Raw genomic sequence first — 18,300 nt, 5'->3', positions numbered from 1 at the left:
AGAGCGCCTCACGCTGGTCAGTGAAGCGCAGGACGCATTACGCGACATTACCCAAGGACTGGATAACCTCGAATCCGGGCTGAATAAACTGCGCGGTCGTCGGGCACGCTCAGTGGTAATCATCACCGCCTCTCAGGTACTGGTGATGAACTGGCTGATGAGTCGTCTCAACCGTTTCTCGCAGGCGCATGAAAATATCGAACTACGTCTGAACGTGACGGAAAAATTGATGGATGTCGCCCACGGCGAAGCGGATTTGGGCGTGCGCTGCGGAAAAGGCGACTGGCCAGGAGTCAACAAAACCTGGCTGATGGATGAAGAAGCCGTTCTGGTCTGCAGCCCGCGCCTCGCGCCAATAGAAAAAATATCCTGTGGTGAATGGTTGGTCACACAGAAGCTGATCCATGATGATACCCCCCACCACGGTGCCAATTTTCCTTCCTGGGACGATGTCCTGAATGCTACCCATGCTCCCGCTACACGCGAAAGCAGGCTGCACATCAACTCCACCGCCACCGTGATTCTGGCAGCACTCAGTGGTCAGGGTGTGGCCATTGTGCGCCGCGCGCTGGTGCAACAACTTCTTACTGACGGGCAACTGGTCCAACTTCATCCCAACGTCCGCTGGCCTCTGACATGGTCATACTACATCGTCACACCACAGCACGCGGCTATGCGCCCTGAGGTGAAAATCTTTAATGACTGGCTGATGGCGGATGTGCAGGCAGAGATCCATACCATCTCTGATATGATACCTGCACACAAATAAGACAATACAACCATGCCGAGGAAATAATGAGTTCCACCAGAAGAGGGATGATGAACGTCCTGATAGCCGCCGTATTATGGGGAAGTTCGGGCGTTTGCGCGCAGTACATCATGGAGCAAAGTCAGATGTCATCGCAGTTTTTGACCATGACGCGCCTGATTTTCGCCGGACTCATTCTGCTGATGCTCTCGTTTGTGCACGGCGACAAAGTCTTTTCCATCATCAAAAATCGCAAAGACGCCATCAGCCTGCTGATCTTTTCCGTGGTCGGCGCGCTCACTGTACAGCTGACTTTTCTGCTGACCATTGAAAAATCCAACGCCGCCACCGCAACGGTGCTGCAATTTTTGTCACCGACCATTATCGTGGCGTGGTTCTCCGTGGTACGTAAAGCACGACCGGGTATTTTAGTGTTCACCGCCATTCTGACCTCGCTTATTGGCACGTTCTTGCTGGTGACTCACGGCAACCCAACCTCGCTGTCTATTTCCCCTGCCGCGCTGTTCTGGGGGATTGCCTCCGCCTTTGCCGCCGCGTTCTATACCACCTATCCCTCTACGCTTATCGCCCGTTACGGTACGCTGCCGATTGTTGGCTGGAGCATGCTGATAGGTGGCCTGATCCTGCTCCCGTTCTATGCCGGAGAGGGAACGGACTTCGTGGTCAATGGCAGTTTGATTCTGGCATTTTTCTATCTGGTGGTGATCGGCACATCGCTGACGTTTAGCTTGTACCTGAAAGGCGCGCAGATGATTGGCGGACCGAAAGCGAGTATTTTGAGCTGTGCAGAACCGTTAAGCAGCGCCCTGTTGTCGCTGTTGTTGTTAGGGATTACGTTTACCCTGCCAGACTGGCTGGGCACGTTGCTGATCCTCTCTTCAGTGGTGCTGATATCAATGGACTCCCGCCGCCGCGCCCGAGCGGTATAACACCGAGCGGCGCGGCTACAGAGGGTTATTACCAGCCCGGTACCGCGCCACCATTAAAGATTTTCTCCGCCGCCTTAGCGACTTCCGGAGACTGATAGGATTGCAGGAATTCTTTTACGTTCCCGGCATCTTTATTGTCTTCTCGCGCCACCAGAATATTCACATACGGCGAGTTTTTATCTTCGATAAATACGCTGTCATGTACCGGAGAAAGCCCAGTTTGTTGAATATAGGTGGTACTGATGATCGCCACGTCCACTTTCTGATCGTCCAACACGCGCGGCAGCTGTGCGCCTTCCAGCTCCATGATTGTCAGATGACGCGGATTATCGGTGATATCCAGCGCTGTCGGCAGCAGACCGGTACCGTCTTTCAGCGTAATTAATTTTTCTTTTTGCAGCAGCAACAGCGCGCGTCCGAGGTTAGTGGGATCGTTAGGTATCGCAATCGTCGCGCCGTCTTTTAGCTCTGCCGCGCTTTTGATTTTTTTCGAATAACCGGCCATCGGGAAGACAAAGGTATTGCCCACCGCCACCAGTTTGTAATTATGCGCTTTATTATCCTGTTCAAGGAACGGACGATGCTGGAAGACGTTGGCATCCAGCTCACCATGATTAGTTGCATCGTTGGGCAGCAACGAACCACTAAAACCCACCAGCTCAACATCGAGTCCGTACTTCTCTTTGGCCACTTTCTTCGCGACCTCTGCCACATCCTGCTCTGCGCCGTTAATCACGCCGACTTTAATGTGTTTTCCATCACTGCTTTGCTGGTCACAACCTGCCAGCAGTAATCCTGCCAGCAATACCGCAGCCCCGGCCCCAAAATATGGTTTCTTCAGCTTCACGTTTTTATCCTTTTGAATTAACCGCCCATTGAGTAATGAAATGACTATAGCGGGAAGGCCGCTGCGGTTTAAAAAACGAAAAAGCATCAGCAAGAAGAAAAAGGCATAACGGAAATAAAGGAGATTAGTCGGAGTGTTCCATCAGCTCATCAATGGAAAGCCCGGTAATCAGTAGCACCAGGTCGCGATCGATACCCTTTTCAAGCATGGCATGTGCAATCCGCAACGCTTCATCCAGTTTTCCTTCTTTTCTCCCCGACTCACGTAAGCATTCAGCAATGGTCATTAATCTCTCCTTGTGTAGGGGAACGCGCCCGGCCAGCTTACGAATAAACGCCTCAAATTGGGTCGCACTGCCAGACTATAGCAAGTAATTAAACAGCGTTTCTATTTGGCTGTCATTAGCGTGTTCCTTAACAAGTAGGACCGCCAGCTTATCCACCAATAGCATCAGATCACGCTCGCGGATGTGCTTCTGAACAAGCTCCAGCAAAGCCATCCGCCGGTGCTGCATAATTTCATCATCAGACACCATGGTGATGTCCACCAACGGAAACGGTGCATCATAAAGCTGTCGCGCTATCTCTGGCTCTGCAAATTCATCCAGCCAACTCAGCGAAAAGGGATATGGACTTTCCACACCATGGTAAAAAAGTATCGGCACCACCAGGGGTAACGCTTTATTCCCGGCGTCGAGATGACGCTGCATCGCGGCAATGGCATAGCGCATCAGCCGAAATGCCATATGGGCATCCGGCGAGCTTTGATGTTCAATCAGCGCATAGATATAGCCCCTTCCCTTCGTTGTTTGCAGTGACCACAGTACATCGGAATAACTGGCCCGCAGGTCTTCCTCCACAAAACTACCGGATTCAAGCTTCAGTGTGTTCAGGTTGCAAAGGTCGCGTAGCGATTCCGGAAGCCAGATATCCAGGAAATCCCGCGCCGTTTCCGGATGGCCTAAAAACCTTTTAAACACCGCATCATGCGGCGTAGAGGTCATGTTTTTTTTCATGGCGATCCATCACCTGCAGTACAAGATGACGGGACCTTACTCGCCTATCGCATTATCCACATCAGGCAACTTTTAAGCCTGCGAGGCGCTTTGTAGGATAAAAACTCTCAACTGCAATGCATACATTTTCAGGGAATAATGTTCGCAAAAATGCCCGGTGGCGATAACGCTTACCGGGCCTGTATGTCGGGGGTTATATGCAGGAGGCACTATCACACCAGGCCTTTTACGATCTCCATTAATCTGCGGATATCTTCTGGCCGGGTATTGCCGGTTTGCGGATCGATAATTGAGCTGTAAACGTGTGGCATCACGCGTGATACGCCTGCTTCCAGGCAGGTTTGCAATATGATGCCGAAATTATCAAGATCGATTCCGCCGGTCGGTTCAATTAGCGTCATTCCGTTGCGCGCGGCGGTCGTCGCCAGCACATACAGCTCAGGTAGCGACTTCTCGCCCCCCATAGGGAAAAACTTCGCCGCATGCGCCCCTGAATCCTGCATCATACGCACCGCCGCATCACAGGGAACCCGAGCAGGTGTCCCTTTGCTGCTGCTAACCCCGGTGGAAATAAGCACCTCACCCGGCGTACCTGTCGGGCTAACCAGCGCGTTGATGTGCGTCTGTTCGCCCCCCGTTGCCGCCAGCGCGCCAGCCGCAAAACCGCTACCGGTAAAGGTCTGGTTGACGTGCGCCGGATGAACCGCAGATGCGATCATCGCTGCTTTGTAATACTGCGCCGGATCTCCGGCTCCCAGCCCCACGGAGATGGAAGGCACCTGCGCCATCCAGCGTTTGACCTCCTGAATGCCGTCTTCTACTGAGGCAAACTGCGCGGAGAGCACGCCGATTACCGCATGGCCCTCGGCGGCGTCGTAGATTTCCCTGGCATTGGCAATATCTTTTGCCAGCACGTTAATCGCCACACGTTGACGATAAAAATTAATCTGCTGCATGGTCTGCAATCTCCTTCAGTCGTGCAACGATCAGCGCCATTTCCCCTTCTGCGACCGTACGCGGATCAAGGCTAAAGACGCCCTGGTGGAGATTGTAACGGCGAGCGTAAATGGCGATATCACCACCGCGTAGCTGTGCTTCGACTTCACGGGCGTCAATACCTAGCGCCTGTACATTCACCCGGACACGAATACGCCAGATAGCACGTCCGGCTTCATCCTGCTCAATATCAGCCTCCAGTCCACGAATGGCAGAAATCGCTGCCGCTACGGGCTGTAGCTGATCTGCGGTGACTACAGTTTGCGCCTGATGGTAGTTTTCCAGCGCATAAATCAGCCCGACCATGTTCTCCTTGCCGATTTTCATCGCCCGGGCAATACCGTGGTGCTGCGCTTTACAAGCGGCAATCCACGGTGTCTTGCCGGTAATAAACCCGGAGGTTGGCGCGTTGAACGCTTTTGCCCCGCTGTAAATCACCATGTCGGCACCACTCGCCACCCAGGCGTGCAAATCCTCCTCGGCGGCGGCATCGACAATCAGCGGCAGGTTGTGAACCTGTGCGACCTGCACAAAATCCGCAATGCTTAACATACCTTTCTGCACGCAGTGGTGCGATTTTACGTACAGCAGCGCGGCGGTATTGTCGGTAATCGCGCTTTCCAACTGCCAGCGGGCCGCCAGATTACTTGAGCCGACTTCCACCACCCGTCCGCCGCCTAAGCGAATCGCACTGGTGATTGGCGCACCGTAATCCACGTTATGCCCGCGCAGCATAACTATTTCGTTTGCCATACCGGTGCTATCTGGCATCAGCGTGATCCGGAGCGGATCGCCACGGGTGATTGCGGCAGCCACGGCAATGGCAATCCCTGCCGAGGCGCATGAGGTGACATAACTATCCTCGGCACCGGTATAGCGGGAAACCAACTCGCCGGTACGGTCCACCAGCCGGTCAATTTCAACAAAGGCTGAAGCCGCTTGCGCCGTTGCCTGCATCACTTCTGGCGCAACACTGGAGACACCCAGGATCGTCATCTTGCCGCAGGCGTTAATCACCTGCTTTAGTCCCAGTTGTTGATAGATATTTTGTGTCATGATTTACAACACTCCCAACAGCGAACAAACCACGCTGAGCGCCACAATCGACAGCAAAATGGTGGTGTAACGCGGCCCTTTCTTCACCAGATAGAAGTAAATAGCGAATACCGCCGCCAGCGGCAACAGGCCAGGGGCAATAGAGTCGAGGATTTGCTGCACCACCACTTCCGAGCCTTTCAGGGCGCTAAGCTTTAACGGTGTCGTAATCTTGACGTAGCTTGCAGACAGCGCCCCCATCATGATCAGGCCCAACACGTTCGCGCCGTAGATAAGCTCTTTAATTCTCCCTCCTTGCAGCAGACCGATTATTGAGTCGCGCCCCAGCGTGTAGCCTTTGTGAACCATGCCGTAGCTTATCGCCAGCGTAATAGCAGGATAGAGAATTAAGGGGACAATGCCGCCCATCGCACTGCCATTGGCGGCGAATGGGATGAAAATAGCGATTAACAGCGGCATTACGGCGGCCCAAATGATGGAGTCCCCCATCCCGGCCAGCGGCCCCATCAAACCCGTTTTAATCCCGGTGATAGAGGCGTCGCTGATCGGTTCACCACGCGTTTTTTGCTCCTCCATCGCAATGGAGATCCCCTGAATCACCGCCCCAAACGTCTGTTCCGAGTTGAAGAAGTTCAGATGGCGTTTTAGCGCTTCAACCTGCTCTTCTTTTTGCGGGTAGAGCTTTTTGATGATCGGCGTCATTGAGGCGCAGTAAATCAGGCTTTGCAAACGCTCATAAGAGCTGGAGACTTCCGCACCCAGCCAATAAATAAACCAGGCTTTGGTGATGTCGGCCTTGGTCAGCGTGCCGCTTTCTCGTGCGCGCTCGACCAGTTCATTCTGCATTACGTCGCTGCTCATCATGCTGCTCCTTCATTTTTCGCCAGACCTTTAATCAGGAAGGCCACGCAGGTACCAAAGATTGCCATCGCCATGATGTCCACCTTCAGGTACAGCACGGCAAAGAATCCACCGATAAACCACGGCAGCAGGCTTTTTTTACCGATCACCATAATGGTGATGGCGAAGCCCAGCGCAGGCAGAATGCCGCCCATAATTTCAAAGGAGTGGGTCAGCCAGTGTGGCATCAGCTTGAGGAAGCTTTCCACCACGTCCTGACCAAAATAGTTGGCGGCAAAGACCACCGGAAAGCGTAGTACCAGGCCGAGCAACGCCGGATAAAGGAAAGCACAGCGCATAATGCCTGCCATGTTCGCCGTTTCCGCATGCTTATCCGCCATATGTACCCACGCCGCGTTCAACGTACGGCGCAACTGGTCAAGGAACACGCCTATCACGCCAAACGGGATCGCCAGCGCAATGGCCAGATTCGGGTCCATTCCCGCTTTCACGGCGATAGGAATCGAGATACAGGCGGCCAGCGCGGGGTCTGACGGGACGTTACCGCCCGGAGTGGAGGTGACGCCAAGGTAAACCAGCTGCATACCTGCGCCAATGATCATCGCAGTTTCCATGTTGCCTAAAAGCAAGCCCACAAAAACAGCAATGACAACGGGCTGAAGCAGCATGGCGGAGAAGGTGTAGCCTAAACGTAAACGGGCAAACCAGTAATACAACCCCATCAGGCTTGCGAAGACTAAAGTATCCATAGTGTTATCCCATTATCAAAGGGTTAGAATTTTTTCAGGATATCGTCCAGCGACTGCGGCTTATCTTCCGGGATGGTCTGGAAGAACACCTGAATCCCGCGGTTTTTCAGGTCACCCAAAATGCCGACGTCTTTTTCATCCAGCGTAATGTTCTGGAATACCGCTTTGCGGTTTGGCCCGCCGCCCAGTCCACCGACCTGAATGGTGGTCACATCAAAACCCAGTTGGACCGCTTCCTGAATCGCCGTCAGAGAAGGAAACAGCACCAATACTTTGCCGTCACCAAGCTGGTTTTCTTTCCATGCGGCAGCAAAACTCTGATTACCGTAGCAATCCACTTTGATGTTCGGCGGTGCGGCCATCAGGTAGATATTTTTCATAAACGGATCGGCGTCCAGTTCATCACTGACTACCGCAATTCGGTTTGCCTGGGATTGTCCAACCCATTTCGTTACCACCTGCCCATGAATCAGACGGCTATCAATTCGACATAAGACGATGTTTGCCATGATGTTTTCTTCCCTATTTTGATTGTTGTAATTGACGAACATGGGCGGCAACGTCCAGACAACTGCTCCGCCCGGCATCAACAAGTTCAGCCACGCAGGTGGTCAGAAGACCATGCTCACGCCTGTCCAGCGCCTCCAGTAGCAAAGAGGCATTCAGCCCGGAAACCACCGCCACCGGGTAATCGGCACTCAGCCGCGCCGCCACGTTAGAGGTAGTCCCACCAATGAAGTCCGTCAGGATAAGTGAACCTTCCGGCATGATTTTCACCACGGCTTCGACGCGCTGATAAAACTCACCGAGCGTATCGACGGGCATCAGCGCGATTTCCGTGACGCCTTTAATTTCGCCCGTCACCATGCGCAGGCTGTTGCAAAGCTGTTGCCCCCAGCCGCCATGGGTCAGCAGCAGAATTTGGGGCAAGGATTCAGTGGTAGTCAAAATGGCCTCCTGGCTCGATTACATAGACATAGGTAACCAGAGCAAGGGATGTGCCAGAATTTGTGTCACGCGGGGGAAGAGGGAAAGCGAACGGGACGTAAAGCCCCGCCAGGCAAGGGGTCAGCTATATAACAGTTCGTAGATATAAAAATATTCCGCGTCCGATAAACGAATGGCGTAGGCCTCTTCGATCGGCAGGAAAGCGGATTTAATGACACTAAATGCGTGGGTGTCCAGGTCCGGCTTGTTTTCAAGCGCCATCTGTAACGGTTTGCGGTTAATCACGATACGCTCGACCATACAACAGCAGTGGATCAGGAAGCGCAGTGTCACCTGACGGCTCGGTTTCAGCAAAAGTGCAGCCGTCAGGTGGTTAAGCACGCCTTCCATTTCCTTCAGAATACGCTGAGGATTGAGCACCGAAATATGGTTGATGATGCTCTCCATAGTCAGCGCACTAATAAAGCGCATGGCACTGCGTTCCATCTCCAGACGGCGCTCGCTGCTGGAGAGATCGGGCGTCAGCAGGCTCAGCACCAGCTCCGGCCCCTGCTCGGAGAACAGCTCCTCCAGCGAAATAAACGGAATATCCGGTAACCCCGGCTGGAAGGTGCCGACAATCCCCGCCAGTCTTTCGCTGGCATTTATCGCCTGTTGGACGCGCTCCAGACTGCGCACTTCGTTGTAATCGAGGATAACCATCCGTGTGTCCTGCGACATCAGTTCGCCAAAGCTCTCCTCCAGCACCTTTTTGATTTTTTCCGCTGTCCCCATGCCGGTAATACAGGAGATCACCAGTACTTTGCCGCCGTTCTCCTGCTGCGGTGTGCAGAGCTGACAGGGGATATCTTTACTCTGCATTAACGCCGCCAACTGCGCTAAGTCGCTGGTTTCATAGCTTAAGTCCAGGCCCACTTCCAGCAGGCTGGTCAGGGTGATATTCGGCATTAGTAGAACATCTATCTGGAATAACTTGCTGATGGTGCTACCAAAATGAATCAGTGAACCGATATCTACCATCAGGATTAATCGCCGGTATTGCCGGGTCTGGATCATCCGGGTCAGCGCTTCCAGTGTGTCATGCACCGATTGCTCAAACGGCATATCGATAGCGCTGAACAATTCACGCTCCAGCACACGGTTCACGTACTGCGCCTGACTCGTGGCGGTGGTGGCTCCGTGGGCAATCAAAACCACACCGCAGTCGGGGCTGGCGTCGATGCGCTGTCGGTAATGGCGACACTCTTTAAGGAACAAACATAGCCAGACAACTTCCGTCGCCGGGCACTGAATATACAGCAGTTCATTGATTTTTCGGCACAACAGCGTGGCGTTGTCGTATTCATCTTTGCAGCGATCAAGGATCAGGCTGGAGGAGTAAAGCTGCGGGATAAGTCCGCGCTGCACATAACCAATCAGCGCCAGAAGGTGCTTGCGCAATGGATTCACCAGGTTTTCCGGCAGCGTAAAGCCCAGCACTTGTTCAACACAGCCGATGAGTAACGTCACCCGTTCTTCAATCTGGTCACCATAGCGCGGGGGATGCGCCACGTTATCGCGACTGTAAAGACCGTAATCAAATATGGAACTGAGCTTATTTTTGAGTATCGCCAGCGTTTCGGCTGGCGGTACATTACTGTTACGCAGGTTGACGTATTCGCGAGTCAGGAAGCTGTAAAAGAGATCGCTATCTTCAATTTCCGCCCCGGTTGCCAGCGAGTTTTTTAATGCCGGGAGCGTGCGAGCATCCACGCTCAGACGCTCTTTTCCGACAAACAGTACATCAACCAACTGGCGCTGTTCCGCCGTGGCATTAAACGGCATTTCTGCGAGCCGTTTATCCAGTTGTAGCGTGTCACTTTGCTCCGTCATCCCTGATGCCCACGCCTGAGCGCACAGAAACTGAATATCGCTCTTGAGCTGGCCAATATTGCCTTCCAGCGGTTTGTTCAGCAGCCAGAGCAGTAGCGTTTTGTCGATGCTTACCGTGCGTTCGATTTTACGGCTCTCACGCTGTAAGAAACCGACAATCAATTCAACCTGTTCTTCGATTGAACGCTGGCGGATACCTGGCAGATCGATACAGACCTGAATACGCCGCTGGAAAGTGCGTAGCAGCGCCGAACTCACCGGTTCAGTCGTCGCACAAATCAGGCGTACCGAAATGGAGCGCGCCGTAGCACTCGAACCCAGAGGCCGGTATTCGCCTTTATCGAGAATGGAGAACAGCTTTTCCTGCCCTTCATACGGCAGTCGATGGACCTCATCGAGTAACAGATAACCACCGTCAGCCTGTTCGACTAAACCGGGTTTATTCTCGTTTGCTCCGGTAAATGCCCCCTGGCGATGACCAAACAGATGTGAGGAAAGCAGCTCCGGGTTATGGGCATATTCTGCACAGTTAAAATAGACCAGCGGTGGCAGCGACGTTCCCGTCGCGCGTTCGCAGGCAAAGCGATGCATCAGCTCAGCAAAAAAGGTTTTGCCTACGCCAGAGGGGCCGGTCAGCATGACATGCAGACCATGAGGATAGAGTACCGCCGCTCGACCTTTTTCCACCGCATCGCGCAGGCTGCGGTCGTAGCCGATAAGCCCGATAAAGGGATCGTCAGAGACCAGACTCTCCTGATGGGCAATGAGATCGGCAACCGACCGCACTTCGCGTTCGGACTCATCCAGCGTGCGATCCAGCAACATTTCAATTGCCTGACGATGCAGGAAGAACACCGGACGGCCCCGACTTTTAATCGCCAGGCCATCGTTCCATAGCTGATTGAGGTCTTTACTGACAGAATTGCGCGCCAGCCCAAGGTTGAAGCCTATAGCCTCCGCCGTGAATGCCGTTTCCTGCGCCAAATTGGCAAGATTAAGCCCACGCGTCAGCCGTTCCAGCTCCCCCAGTATTACCTCAATCCGCCTCATCTCTTTACCGCTTAAGAAATAAATGATTGTTCAGAACATACACTATTCTGCTGTGCAAGAAAGTGAGGCGACATCCAGACGTTACGGCCAACACTCCCGGTCATCAAAACATTTTCGATAAATAGTGGCGTGCGGCACCTTGTTCCGGAAAGTTTTCGAGGGTTAATTGCAGCTGGTAGCCATTCTTTTGATAAAACGGCAATGCCTGAAAACTCAGAGTATCAACCAATGCGTGCAGACATCCCCTCTCGCGAGCCGTCTGTTCTGCCGCCTGTATCAATTTTGTGCCATAACCCCCTTTACGCAGGGATTCATGCATCCATAAAAACTCGATACACAGCCATTCACCTTTGATTTTACCGATCAGCCCACCCTGTATTTCATGGTGTTCATTGCGCCAGTAGACCGCCAAATCGCCGAAATTGGTCGTTTTCAGGAACTGCAGATTGTAAGCCCGCAATCCGGTAAGCAGCGCATTTTGATCGTCTTCGGTAACCGTATCCGTAATCTGTATCTGCATTCTATCCTCCTGAAAAACTAAAACTTCTGGCTGATTTAATTTTAGACATTAACACAGGCAGATGAGTGAGCCTTATGGCGTCTACACTTACTCTTGAGATGATGCGCATCGACAACAAGGATTATTATCATGAAACGAGCCGTTTTTCCGATTATTGCCGTCCTTTTCACGCTGCCGGGTCTGGCGCAGGCCGACTCGGCTTACGGTTCTCTACAGGCAGTTCACGAAAAAAATACTGTATTGAAGGACTTGCGAAAAATTTGTACTCCGCAGGGGTCGCCGTCAGATGAAGTATGGGAAAAAACGATTATGGCCGATACACGTAATCAGCAGCATATCCGCGAGGCCATTTTGGCAATACAAAGGAGTAATCAGAATAACTACTGGGATGCACTTGGCAAGATTGAATGCCCTGATCTCTAGGCACGAAACGAATTGCTTCGCGCCTGATTATTTCGGCTAACGTTGAGGAATAATGAGGTCGCCGCGCAGCACGTATGAACCCAGCACGTTCTGGGTTTTCTCGTTCAGCCAGCTGACGATGCGTGCCGCCATCGCATCCATTGAATACTCAATGGCCGGGATAGTCGGAATGCCCGGCAAATGCAGCGACCCGGCCAGACTAAAGACCATTATGTCTCCCGGCACCGATTTATTAAACGCCAGCAGCTGCGGGATAACTCGCTGAGCCTGTTGCTCGTCGGCCACCAACAGCGCGTTAAAATTGAGCGTTGACGCGTTATTGAGCAGCTCCTGTAATGCCACGGAGGACGACGTGGCCTCCATAAACACCAGATTGCGGTTAAACGGCAGGAAGTTTTTTTCCAGCGCATGCTTGTAGCCCAGCAGCACCTGATCCGAGAACCCCATGCCGTCCGGATGAATCAACGCAATCTGGCGACGGTTCTGGCTTATCAGGTAGTTACAGGCTGTTTCGGTAGCGAACGCGTGATCAAACTGAATGCTGTTGACGTCATCGCCGGAATCCAGGCAATCCACCAGAATGACATTCTCCTGACTGATACTCAGCGGGAAACGCGCGCCAATAATCAATACGTCATCGCACAACCCGCAGCTTAACTCATCGAGGGCGTTCATCACTTCCGCTTTGCTATTGGCAAAACGCAGCAGCAGATGTTTTTGATGCTGGCTAAGGTGTTTTTCCAGCGCGTAGAGATAGCCGGTGGTCTGGTTAATGTTATCCTGCGCGCAAATCACCCCAATACAGCCGGTGGACTGACTCAGCAGCGACTGCGCAATCACGTTAGGGCGATAGTTCAGTTCATCCACCGCTTTCAACACGGCAAGACGACTGGCCTCCTTAACACCACGTGAACCGCTCAACACGCGTGACACCGTGGCCTTTGATACACCAGCCAGACGCGATACATCGTTGATAGTAGACATCATTCTCCCCTGACAGGACCTGCCCGGCCCTTTCCTTCCTGTATTTAACACTGGCTTAAATAATCGCCACTCGCAGTATATCTGTTTCCGTTTTTCATGGAAACCGATTTTCCATTTTGACTCAAAAAGAGATAAAACCACCGAATTTCGTGATCCAGACTCCAATAATAAGCCTTATAACAATAAGATCTTGATGGCCGTCACAGTTCTGTTTGCGACGAATGGAAACCGGTTTCCGTATGATATCAAATCAAACTCGCAATATGTTCTTACATTTAAAGGATGGTTCACCATGTTCAGGATTATGTTGTGTTGCTCTGCAGGGATGTCCACCAGCATGCTGGTTCGCAAAATGGTTGAAGAAGCGGAAACGCGCGGGTTGCCCGTGAAGATTGATGCATACGGTGTTGCCGAATTTGACACACAGTTTCCAAATTATCAGGTGGTGCTGCTCGGCCCCCAGGTAAAGTACATGCTTACTACGCTCTCAGAAAAGGCTGCCACCCAGGGTGTACCCGTAAAAGCCATAGATATGATGGATTACGGTATGCAACGCGGTGACAAAGTGCTGGATTATGCCCTGTCGCTGATTGAAGCGACACACTAGAAAGGTATCAATATGAGTTCGTTATATCAGTCAATGGTTGCCGTCATTGAACAATCCATCACCCCGCTCGCCGGAAAACTGGGGCAGCAAAAGTATGTGATTGCGATTCGTGACGGTTTTACGGCGGCGCTGCCGTTTATGATCATCGGCTCGTTCATGCTGGTGTTTATTTTCCCTCCGTTCTCTGCCGAAACCACCAACAGCTTTGCCCGTGGCTGGCTCGACTTTTCTGCCACCTACCGTGAACAGTTGATGCTGCCGTTTAACCTCAGCATGGGTGTTATGACGTTCTTCATCTCCGTTGGCATTGGCGCCAGCCTTAGGCGCCAGTTTAATCTCGACCCGATCATGTCCGGGTTGTTGGCCTTTATGGCGTTTTTGCTGGTTGCAGCGCCTTATGCCGACGGAAAAATCTCGACGCAGTACCTTTCCGGTCAGGGGATCTTTACCGCCCTGATTACCGCCATTTACTCCACCCGGGTGTATGCCTGGCTGAAGCAAAACAACGTGACGATCCGCCTGCCGAAAGAAGTGCCGACCGGTGTTGCGCGTTCATTTGAGATCCTGATACCGGTTCTGGTGGTGATTGCCACCCTGCATCCGCTCAACCTGTTCATCGAAGCGCAAACCGGGATGATTATTCCACAGGCGATTATGCACCTGCTGGAACCGCTGGTTTCCGCCTCTGACTCCCTGCCGGCGATTCTGCTTTCCGTCCTGCTGTGCCAGATTTTCTGGTTTGCGGGAATTCACGGCGCGCTGATTGTCACCGGCATCATGAACCCATTCTGGATGGCAAACCTGTCCGCTAACCAGGCGGCACTGGCGGCAGGCGCGGCGCTGCCGCACGTTTATCTGCAAGGTTTCTGGGATCACTACCTGCTGATTGGCGGCGTGGGCTCAACCTTACCGCTTGCGTTCCTGCTACTGCGCAGCCGCGTCGCCCACCTGCGCACCATCGGTAAAATGGGAATTGTGCCTAGTTTCTTTAACATCAATGAGCCTATTCTGTTTGGTGCGCCGATCATCATGAACCCGATGCTGTTCATCCCGTTCGTCTGCGTTCCGCTGGTCAATGCGGTGCTGGCTTATAGCGCCACCAAGCTTGGCTGGATAGCCCAGGTCGTGTCGTTAACTCCGTGGACCACGCCTGCGCCAATTGGGGCATCCTGGGCCGCGAACTGGGCATTAAGTCCGGTGGTGATGTGCTTTATCTGCATGGCAATGTCGGCGCTGATGTACCTGCCTTTCCTGCGTGCGTACGAACGTTCTTTGATGAAATCCGCAGAGCAAAAAGCCCAGGATGCCGTCTCCGTGGCGAACGCTGCCCGTAGCAACTCATAATGAATCAAGGAGTCAGAACAATGAGATACCGTTTTCCTGAAAATTTCTGGTGGGGCAGTGCCTGCTCAGCGCTACAAACCGAAGGGGATAGCCTGAACGGCGGTAAAAGCCAGACCACATGGGACGTGTGGTTCGAGCGTCAGCCGGGTCGTTTCCATCAGGGGGTTGGCCCGGCAGATACGTCCGGTTTTTACCAACACTGGAAACAGGACATCGCGCTGTTAAAGCAGTTGAAGCACAACAGCTTCCGTACGTCCTTGAGCTGGTCGCGCCTGATCCCGGATGGTACCGGCGAGGTCAATCCTGAAGCGGTCGATTTCTATAATAATGTTATCGACGAGCTGCTGGCGCAGGGCATTACGCCCTTTATCACCCTGTTCCACTTCGATATGCCGATGGTGATGCAGGAAAAAGGCGGCTGGGAAAATCGTGAAGTTGTGGAAGCCTTTGGCCGCTACGCCCAGACATGTTTTACATTGTTCGGCAATCGGGTGAAGCACTGGTTCACCTTCAACGAACCGATTGTCCCGGTAGAAGGCGGTTATTTGTATGACTTCCACTACCCGAACGTGGTGGATTTCAAACGTGCGGCAACCGTGGCCTACCACACCGTACTGGCGCATTCGACGGCGGTCCGAGCGTATCGCGCTGGCAACTATGACGGTGAAATCGGCGTGGTGCTGAATTTAACGCCGTCTTATCCGCGCTCGCAAAATCCGGCAGATGTGAAAGCCGCACACCATGCGGATCTGCTGTTTAATCGCAGCTTCCTCGATCCGGTATTAAAAGGCGAATATCCGGCAGACCTGGTGGAACTGTTAAAACAGTACAATCAGCTACCGGCCTGCCAGCCCGGCGACAGCCAGCTAATAGCCGAGGGTAAAATCGACCTGTTGGGTATTAACTACTACCAACCGCGCCGGGTGAAATGCCGCGATAGCGCCGTCAATCCTGACGCGCCGTTTATGCCAGAGTCATTGTTTGATTATTACGAAATGCCGGGACGTAAAATGAACCCGTACCGTGGCTGGGAAATCTATGAGCCGGGTATTTACGATATTATTACTAATCTACGTGATAATTATGGTAACCCGCGCTGTTTTATTTCTGAAAACGGCATGGGCGTAGAAAACGAGCAGCGTTTTATTCAGAACGATCAGATTAACGACAGTTACCGTATTGAGTTTGTCTCGCAACATCTTAAATGGCTGCATAAAGGTATTAGCGAAGGCTGCCATTGTCTTGGCTACCATATGTGGACCTTTATTGATAACTGGTCATGGCTCAACGGATATAAAAACCGCTACGGTTTTGTCCAGTTAGATTTAGCCACGCAAAAACGTACCGTGAAAAAGAGCGGCGAGTGGTTTGCGAAAACTGCCGCCAATAATGGATTCGATTAAAAAGAGAGCATCATGATTGCATTAGAAGAAGCAGTAATGGAAATCATCGTCAATGCCGGGCAGTCACGCAGCCTGTGTTTCGAAGCGCTGCACGCTGCGCGCGCCGGGAACATTGACGAAGCGAAAAGCCTGCTTCGTGAGGCTGACGGCTATGCCCGTCAGGCTCACCACATGCAAACCAAATTGATCGAACAGGACGCCGGGGAAGCCCGGCAACCGATGACATTAATTATGGTGCATGCGCAGGACCACTTAATGACGTCGCTATTAGCCCGCGAACTGTCAGAAGAAATTATTCATCTGTATCAACGTTAGTTTCTAAATAACACTTTCTGAACGGAGTATTTATTACGATTAAATAAATTATTTCTGTACCCATTAATACAATAAACAAATCAACTTGTTTTGGTGATAGCAAATTCAACCGAGACGGGATGGTTATTATCTTAAAATAAATGAATACACACGCTTATTCAGAATGCCAATGGCAACCTGAAGGGTTAAGTGTCAAATGAGATAACCATGAACATAAAAAAACTTCCATTAGCCATGGCGGTCGTGGCCGCGCTGTGCCCAATTTCTGTCCTCGCACAGGAATTTACGCAGGAACAAATCGACGCCATCGTCGCCAAAGCCGTCGATAAAGCGCTGGCGGAGCGCCAGGCGAAAATGGACGCTGCCGTGGCGAAGAAAACCGATGTGATTAACGAACCGCAAAGCGCAGCGCAGTCACCGGATATGGCAATACCGTTCGGCGTGAAGTTCAGCGGCTACGCCCGTTACGGCGCGCACTTCCAGAGTGGCGATCAGAAATACGTTGGCGTTGACGGGTCCTACAACGGTGCATCTGCGATTGGTCGTCTGGGCAACGAAGGCAACGGCGGCGAATTCCAGCTATCCAAAGCGTTCAAAAGCGACAACGGCGCAATCTGGGATATCAACGTAATGATTGACCACTGGGGCGATGAAGTTAACCTCAAAAAAGCCTACGCGGGCGTAACCAACGTGCTGGAGTCCAATCCGAACGCCTACATCTGGGCCGGCCGCGACTTCCATCAGCGTCCACAACAGGGCATCAACGACTACTTCTGGATGAACCACGACGGCCAGGGTGCCGGGGTGAAGAACTTCGACATTGGCGGCGTACAGTTTGATGTCGCCACCGTTGCCGCCGTCGAATCGTGCAGCCCGGAAGTCATGGAAGACGAAGCCAACCCTTCACGCATTACCTGTACCGGCGGCTCCGGCACCGGTGACAAAGGTAACTATGCGGTGACGTCAAAAATCCACAATATGAAGGTTGGCCCGCTGGACCTGGAGATCTACGCCAACTACGGTTTTGACTCCAAAGCCGTCGAGAGCGATGACCGACTCAAAGCCTGGCAGGGCGCTTTTGTGCTGAGCCACACCAACGACAGCGGCGTGAACAAGGTAATCGCCCGTTATTCGGATAACTCAGACAACAGCGTCTACAACAAAACCGACGACCTGACCACGGTTTACGCCAGCTTCGAGGGGAGCCATAAGTTTACCCGCCAGGCGCAGGTGGAATACCTGCTGGCGTTCCATGACTACGACAACAGCGCAGATAAAAGTGATAACCGTAAGAACTACGGCGCGATTGTACGCCCGATGTACTTCTGGAACGACGTTCACTCCACCTGGCTGGAAGCGGGCTATCAGCGGGTTGATTACGACAACGGCGGGGATAACAGCGGCTGGAAGCTGACGTTGTCGCAGAACATGTCAATCGCCATGGGACCCGAATTCCGCCCCATGCTGCGCTTCTACGTGACAGGCGGCAAGGTGGACAACGACCGCACTGCGCGCGTCAACGGTACGAAAGACGAAACCCTGGACGACTTCAACCTCGGCGCGATGTGGGAAGCGTGGTTCTGATAAGGGATCGTGCATCGTCGTAGTCACG

General features: G+C 52.6%; 18 protein-coding genes and 1 pseudogene. 8 read left to right on the top strand and 11 right to left on the bottom strand.

The genetic code is table 11. From position 1 onward, the window contains the following. The coding region (locus tag IMQ48_RS18305; protein ID WP_196210141.1) for a LysR substrate-binding domain-containing protein at positions 1-769 on the top strand (769 nt) is incomplete at its 5' end. Between the two features lie 26 nt (positions 770-795). Beyond that, a complete protein-coding gene (locus IMQ48_RS18300) occupies positions 796-1,698 on the top strand; it encodes a carboxylate/amino acid/amine transporter (protein ID WP_196210140.1) in 903 nt (300 codons plus the stop codon). A 28-nt stretch (positions 1,699-1,726) separates the two neighbouring features. Here the strand turns inward: IMQ48_RS18300 and nlpA are convergent, their stop codons facing one another. From nlpA to IMQ48_RS18250, 10 genes and pseudogenes are all read right to left on the bottom strand, one after another. Beyond that, positions 1,727-2,545, bottom strand: a complete 819-nt coding sequence (nlpA, locus tag IMQ48_RS18295) for a lipoprotein NlpA (RefSeq protein WP_096759038.1) — start codon at positions 2,543-2,545, stop codon at positions 1,727-1,729. Between the two features lie 124 nt (positions 2,546-2,669). Then, a pseudogene (locus IMQ48_RS18290) lies at positions 2,670-3,560 on the bottom strand (Rpn family recombination-promoting nuclease/putative transposase). 212 nt (positions 3,561-3,772) lie between these two features. Then, positions 3,773-4,516: a 2-dehydro-3-deoxy-phosphogluconate aldolase gene (locus IMQ48_RS18285; protein ID WP_196210139.1), complete on the bottom strand. Its 744-nt coding sequence runs from the start codon at positions 4,514-4,516 to the stop codon at positions 3,773-3,775. Further along, positions 4,503-5,612 (bottom strand): D-glucosaminate-6-phosphate ammonia lyase, encoded by a 1,110-nt coding sequence (gene dgaE / locus IMQ48_RS18280; protein WP_196210138.1) that lies wholly within the window; start codon positions 5,610-5,612, stop codon positions 4,503-4,505. Before dgaE ends, IMQ48_RS18285 begins: the two co-directional genes overlap by 14 nt. 3 nt (positions 5,613-5,615) lie before the next feature. After that, positions 5,616-6,476, bottom strand: a complete 861-nt coding sequence (locus IMQ48_RS18275; RefSeq protein ID WP_182270708.1) for a PTS system mannose/fructose/sorbose family transporter subunit IID — start codon at positions 6,474-6,476, stop codon at positions 5,616-5,618. Then, positions 6,473-7,222, bottom strand: coding sequence for a PTS sugar transporter subunit IIC (locus IMQ48_RS18270; RefSeq protein ID WP_003023960.1), 750 nt, complete (start codon positions 7,220-7,222; stop codon positions 6,473-6,475). The genes IMQ48_RS18275 and IMQ48_RS18270 overlap by 4 nt, the downstream gene beginning before the upstream one ends. Before the next feature lie 23 nt (positions 7,223-7,245). Next, a complete protein-coding gene (locus IMQ48_RS18265; RefSeq protein ID WP_096759033.1) occupies positions 7,246-7,731 on the bottom strand; it encodes a PTS system mannose/fructose/N-acetylgalactosamine-transporter subunit IIB in 486 nt (161 codons plus the stop codon). Between the two features lie 13 nt (positions 7,732-7,744). Then, a complete protein-coding gene (locus IMQ48_RS18260) occupies positions 7,745-8,170 on the bottom strand; it encodes a PTS sugar transporter subunit IIA (protein ID WP_096759032.1) in 426 nt (141 codons plus the stop codon). Positions 8,171-8,290: 120 nt separating this feature from the next. Then, on the bottom strand, positions 8,291-11,092 hold the full coding sequence (gene dagR / locus IMQ48_RS18255; protein WP_196210137.1) for a transcriptional regulator DagR: 2,802 nt from the start codon (positions 11,090-11,092) through the stop codon (positions 8,291-8,293). Between the two features lie 103 nt (positions 11,093-11,195). Then, on the bottom strand, positions 11,196-11,612 hold the full coding sequence (locus tag IMQ48_RS18250) for a GNAT family N-acetyltransferase (RefSeq protein ID WP_196210136.1): 417 nt from the start codon (positions 11,610-11,612) through the stop codon (positions 11,196-11,198). A 129-nt stretch (positions 11,613-11,741) separates the two neighbouring features. Between IMQ48_RS18250 and IMQ48_RS18245 the strand changes: the two genes are divergently transcribed. Continuing rightward, a complete protein-coding gene (locus IMQ48_RS18245; RefSeq protein WP_196210135.1) occupies positions 11,742-12,035 on the top strand; it encodes a YicS family protein in 294 nt (97 codons plus the stop codon). Positions 12,036-12,071: 36 nt separating this feature from the next. Here the strand turns inward: IMQ48_RS18245 and IMQ48_RS18240 are convergent, their stop codons facing one another. Next, on the bottom strand, positions 12,072-13,019 hold the full coding sequence (locus tag IMQ48_RS18240) for a LacI family DNA-binding transcriptional regulator (protein WP_096759029.1): 948 nt from the start codon (positions 13,017-13,019) through the stop codon (positions 12,072-12,074). A gap of 292 nt (positions 13,020-13,311) precedes the next feature. On the opposite strand from IMQ48_RS18240, the gene IMQ48_RS18235 reads away from it, so the two are divergent. The 5 genes from IMQ48_RS18235 to IMQ48_RS18215 all read left to right on the top strand — a co-directional run bounded on the left by IMQ48_RS18235 (position 13,312) and on the right by IMQ48_RS18215 (position 18,272). Continuing rightward, positions 13,312-13,626: a PTS sugar transporter subunit IIB gene (locus IMQ48_RS18235; RefSeq protein WP_196210134.1), complete on the top strand. Its 315-nt coding sequence runs from the start codon at positions 13,312-13,314 to the stop codon at positions 13,624-13,626. A gap of 12 nt (positions 13,627-13,638) precedes the next feature. Then, positions 13,639-14,970, top strand: coding sequence for a PTS sugar transporter subunit IIC (locus IMQ48_RS18230; RefSeq protein ID WP_196210133.1), 1,332 nt, complete (start codon positions 13,639-13,641; stop codon positions 14,968-14,970). 20 nt (positions 14,971-14,990) lie between these two features. Further along, complete coding sequence (locus tag IMQ48_RS18225; protein ID WP_196210132.1) at positions 14,991-16,373, top strand: glycoside hydrolase family 1 protein; 1,383 nt, start codon at positions 14,991-14,993, stop codon at positions 16,371-16,373. Positions 16,374-16,385: 12 nt separating this feature from the next. Then, positions 16,386-16,688 (top strand): PTS lactose/cellobiose transporter subunit IIA, encoded by a 303-nt coding sequence (locus IMQ48_RS18220; protein WP_008786514.1) that lies wholly within the window; start codon positions 16,386-16,388, stop codon positions 16,686-16,688. A gap of 207 nt (positions 16,689-16,895) precedes the next feature. Beyond that, a complete protein-coding gene (locus tag IMQ48_RS18215; protein ID WP_096759026.1) occupies positions 16,896-18,272 on the top strand; it encodes a carbohydrate porin in 1,377 nt (458 codons plus the stop codon). Positions 18,273-18,300 lie beyond the last annotated feature (28 nt).

This window comes from Citrobacter sp. Res13-Sevr-PEB04-36 (genome assembly GCF_015672735.1).
Classification (GTDB): domain Bacteria; phylum Pseudomonadota; class Gammaproteobacteria; order Enterobacterales; family Enterobacteriaceae; genus Citrobacter.
Note: the sequence above shows the minus strand (reverse complement) of the source record. Positions and strands in the feature narration are given on the sequence as shown.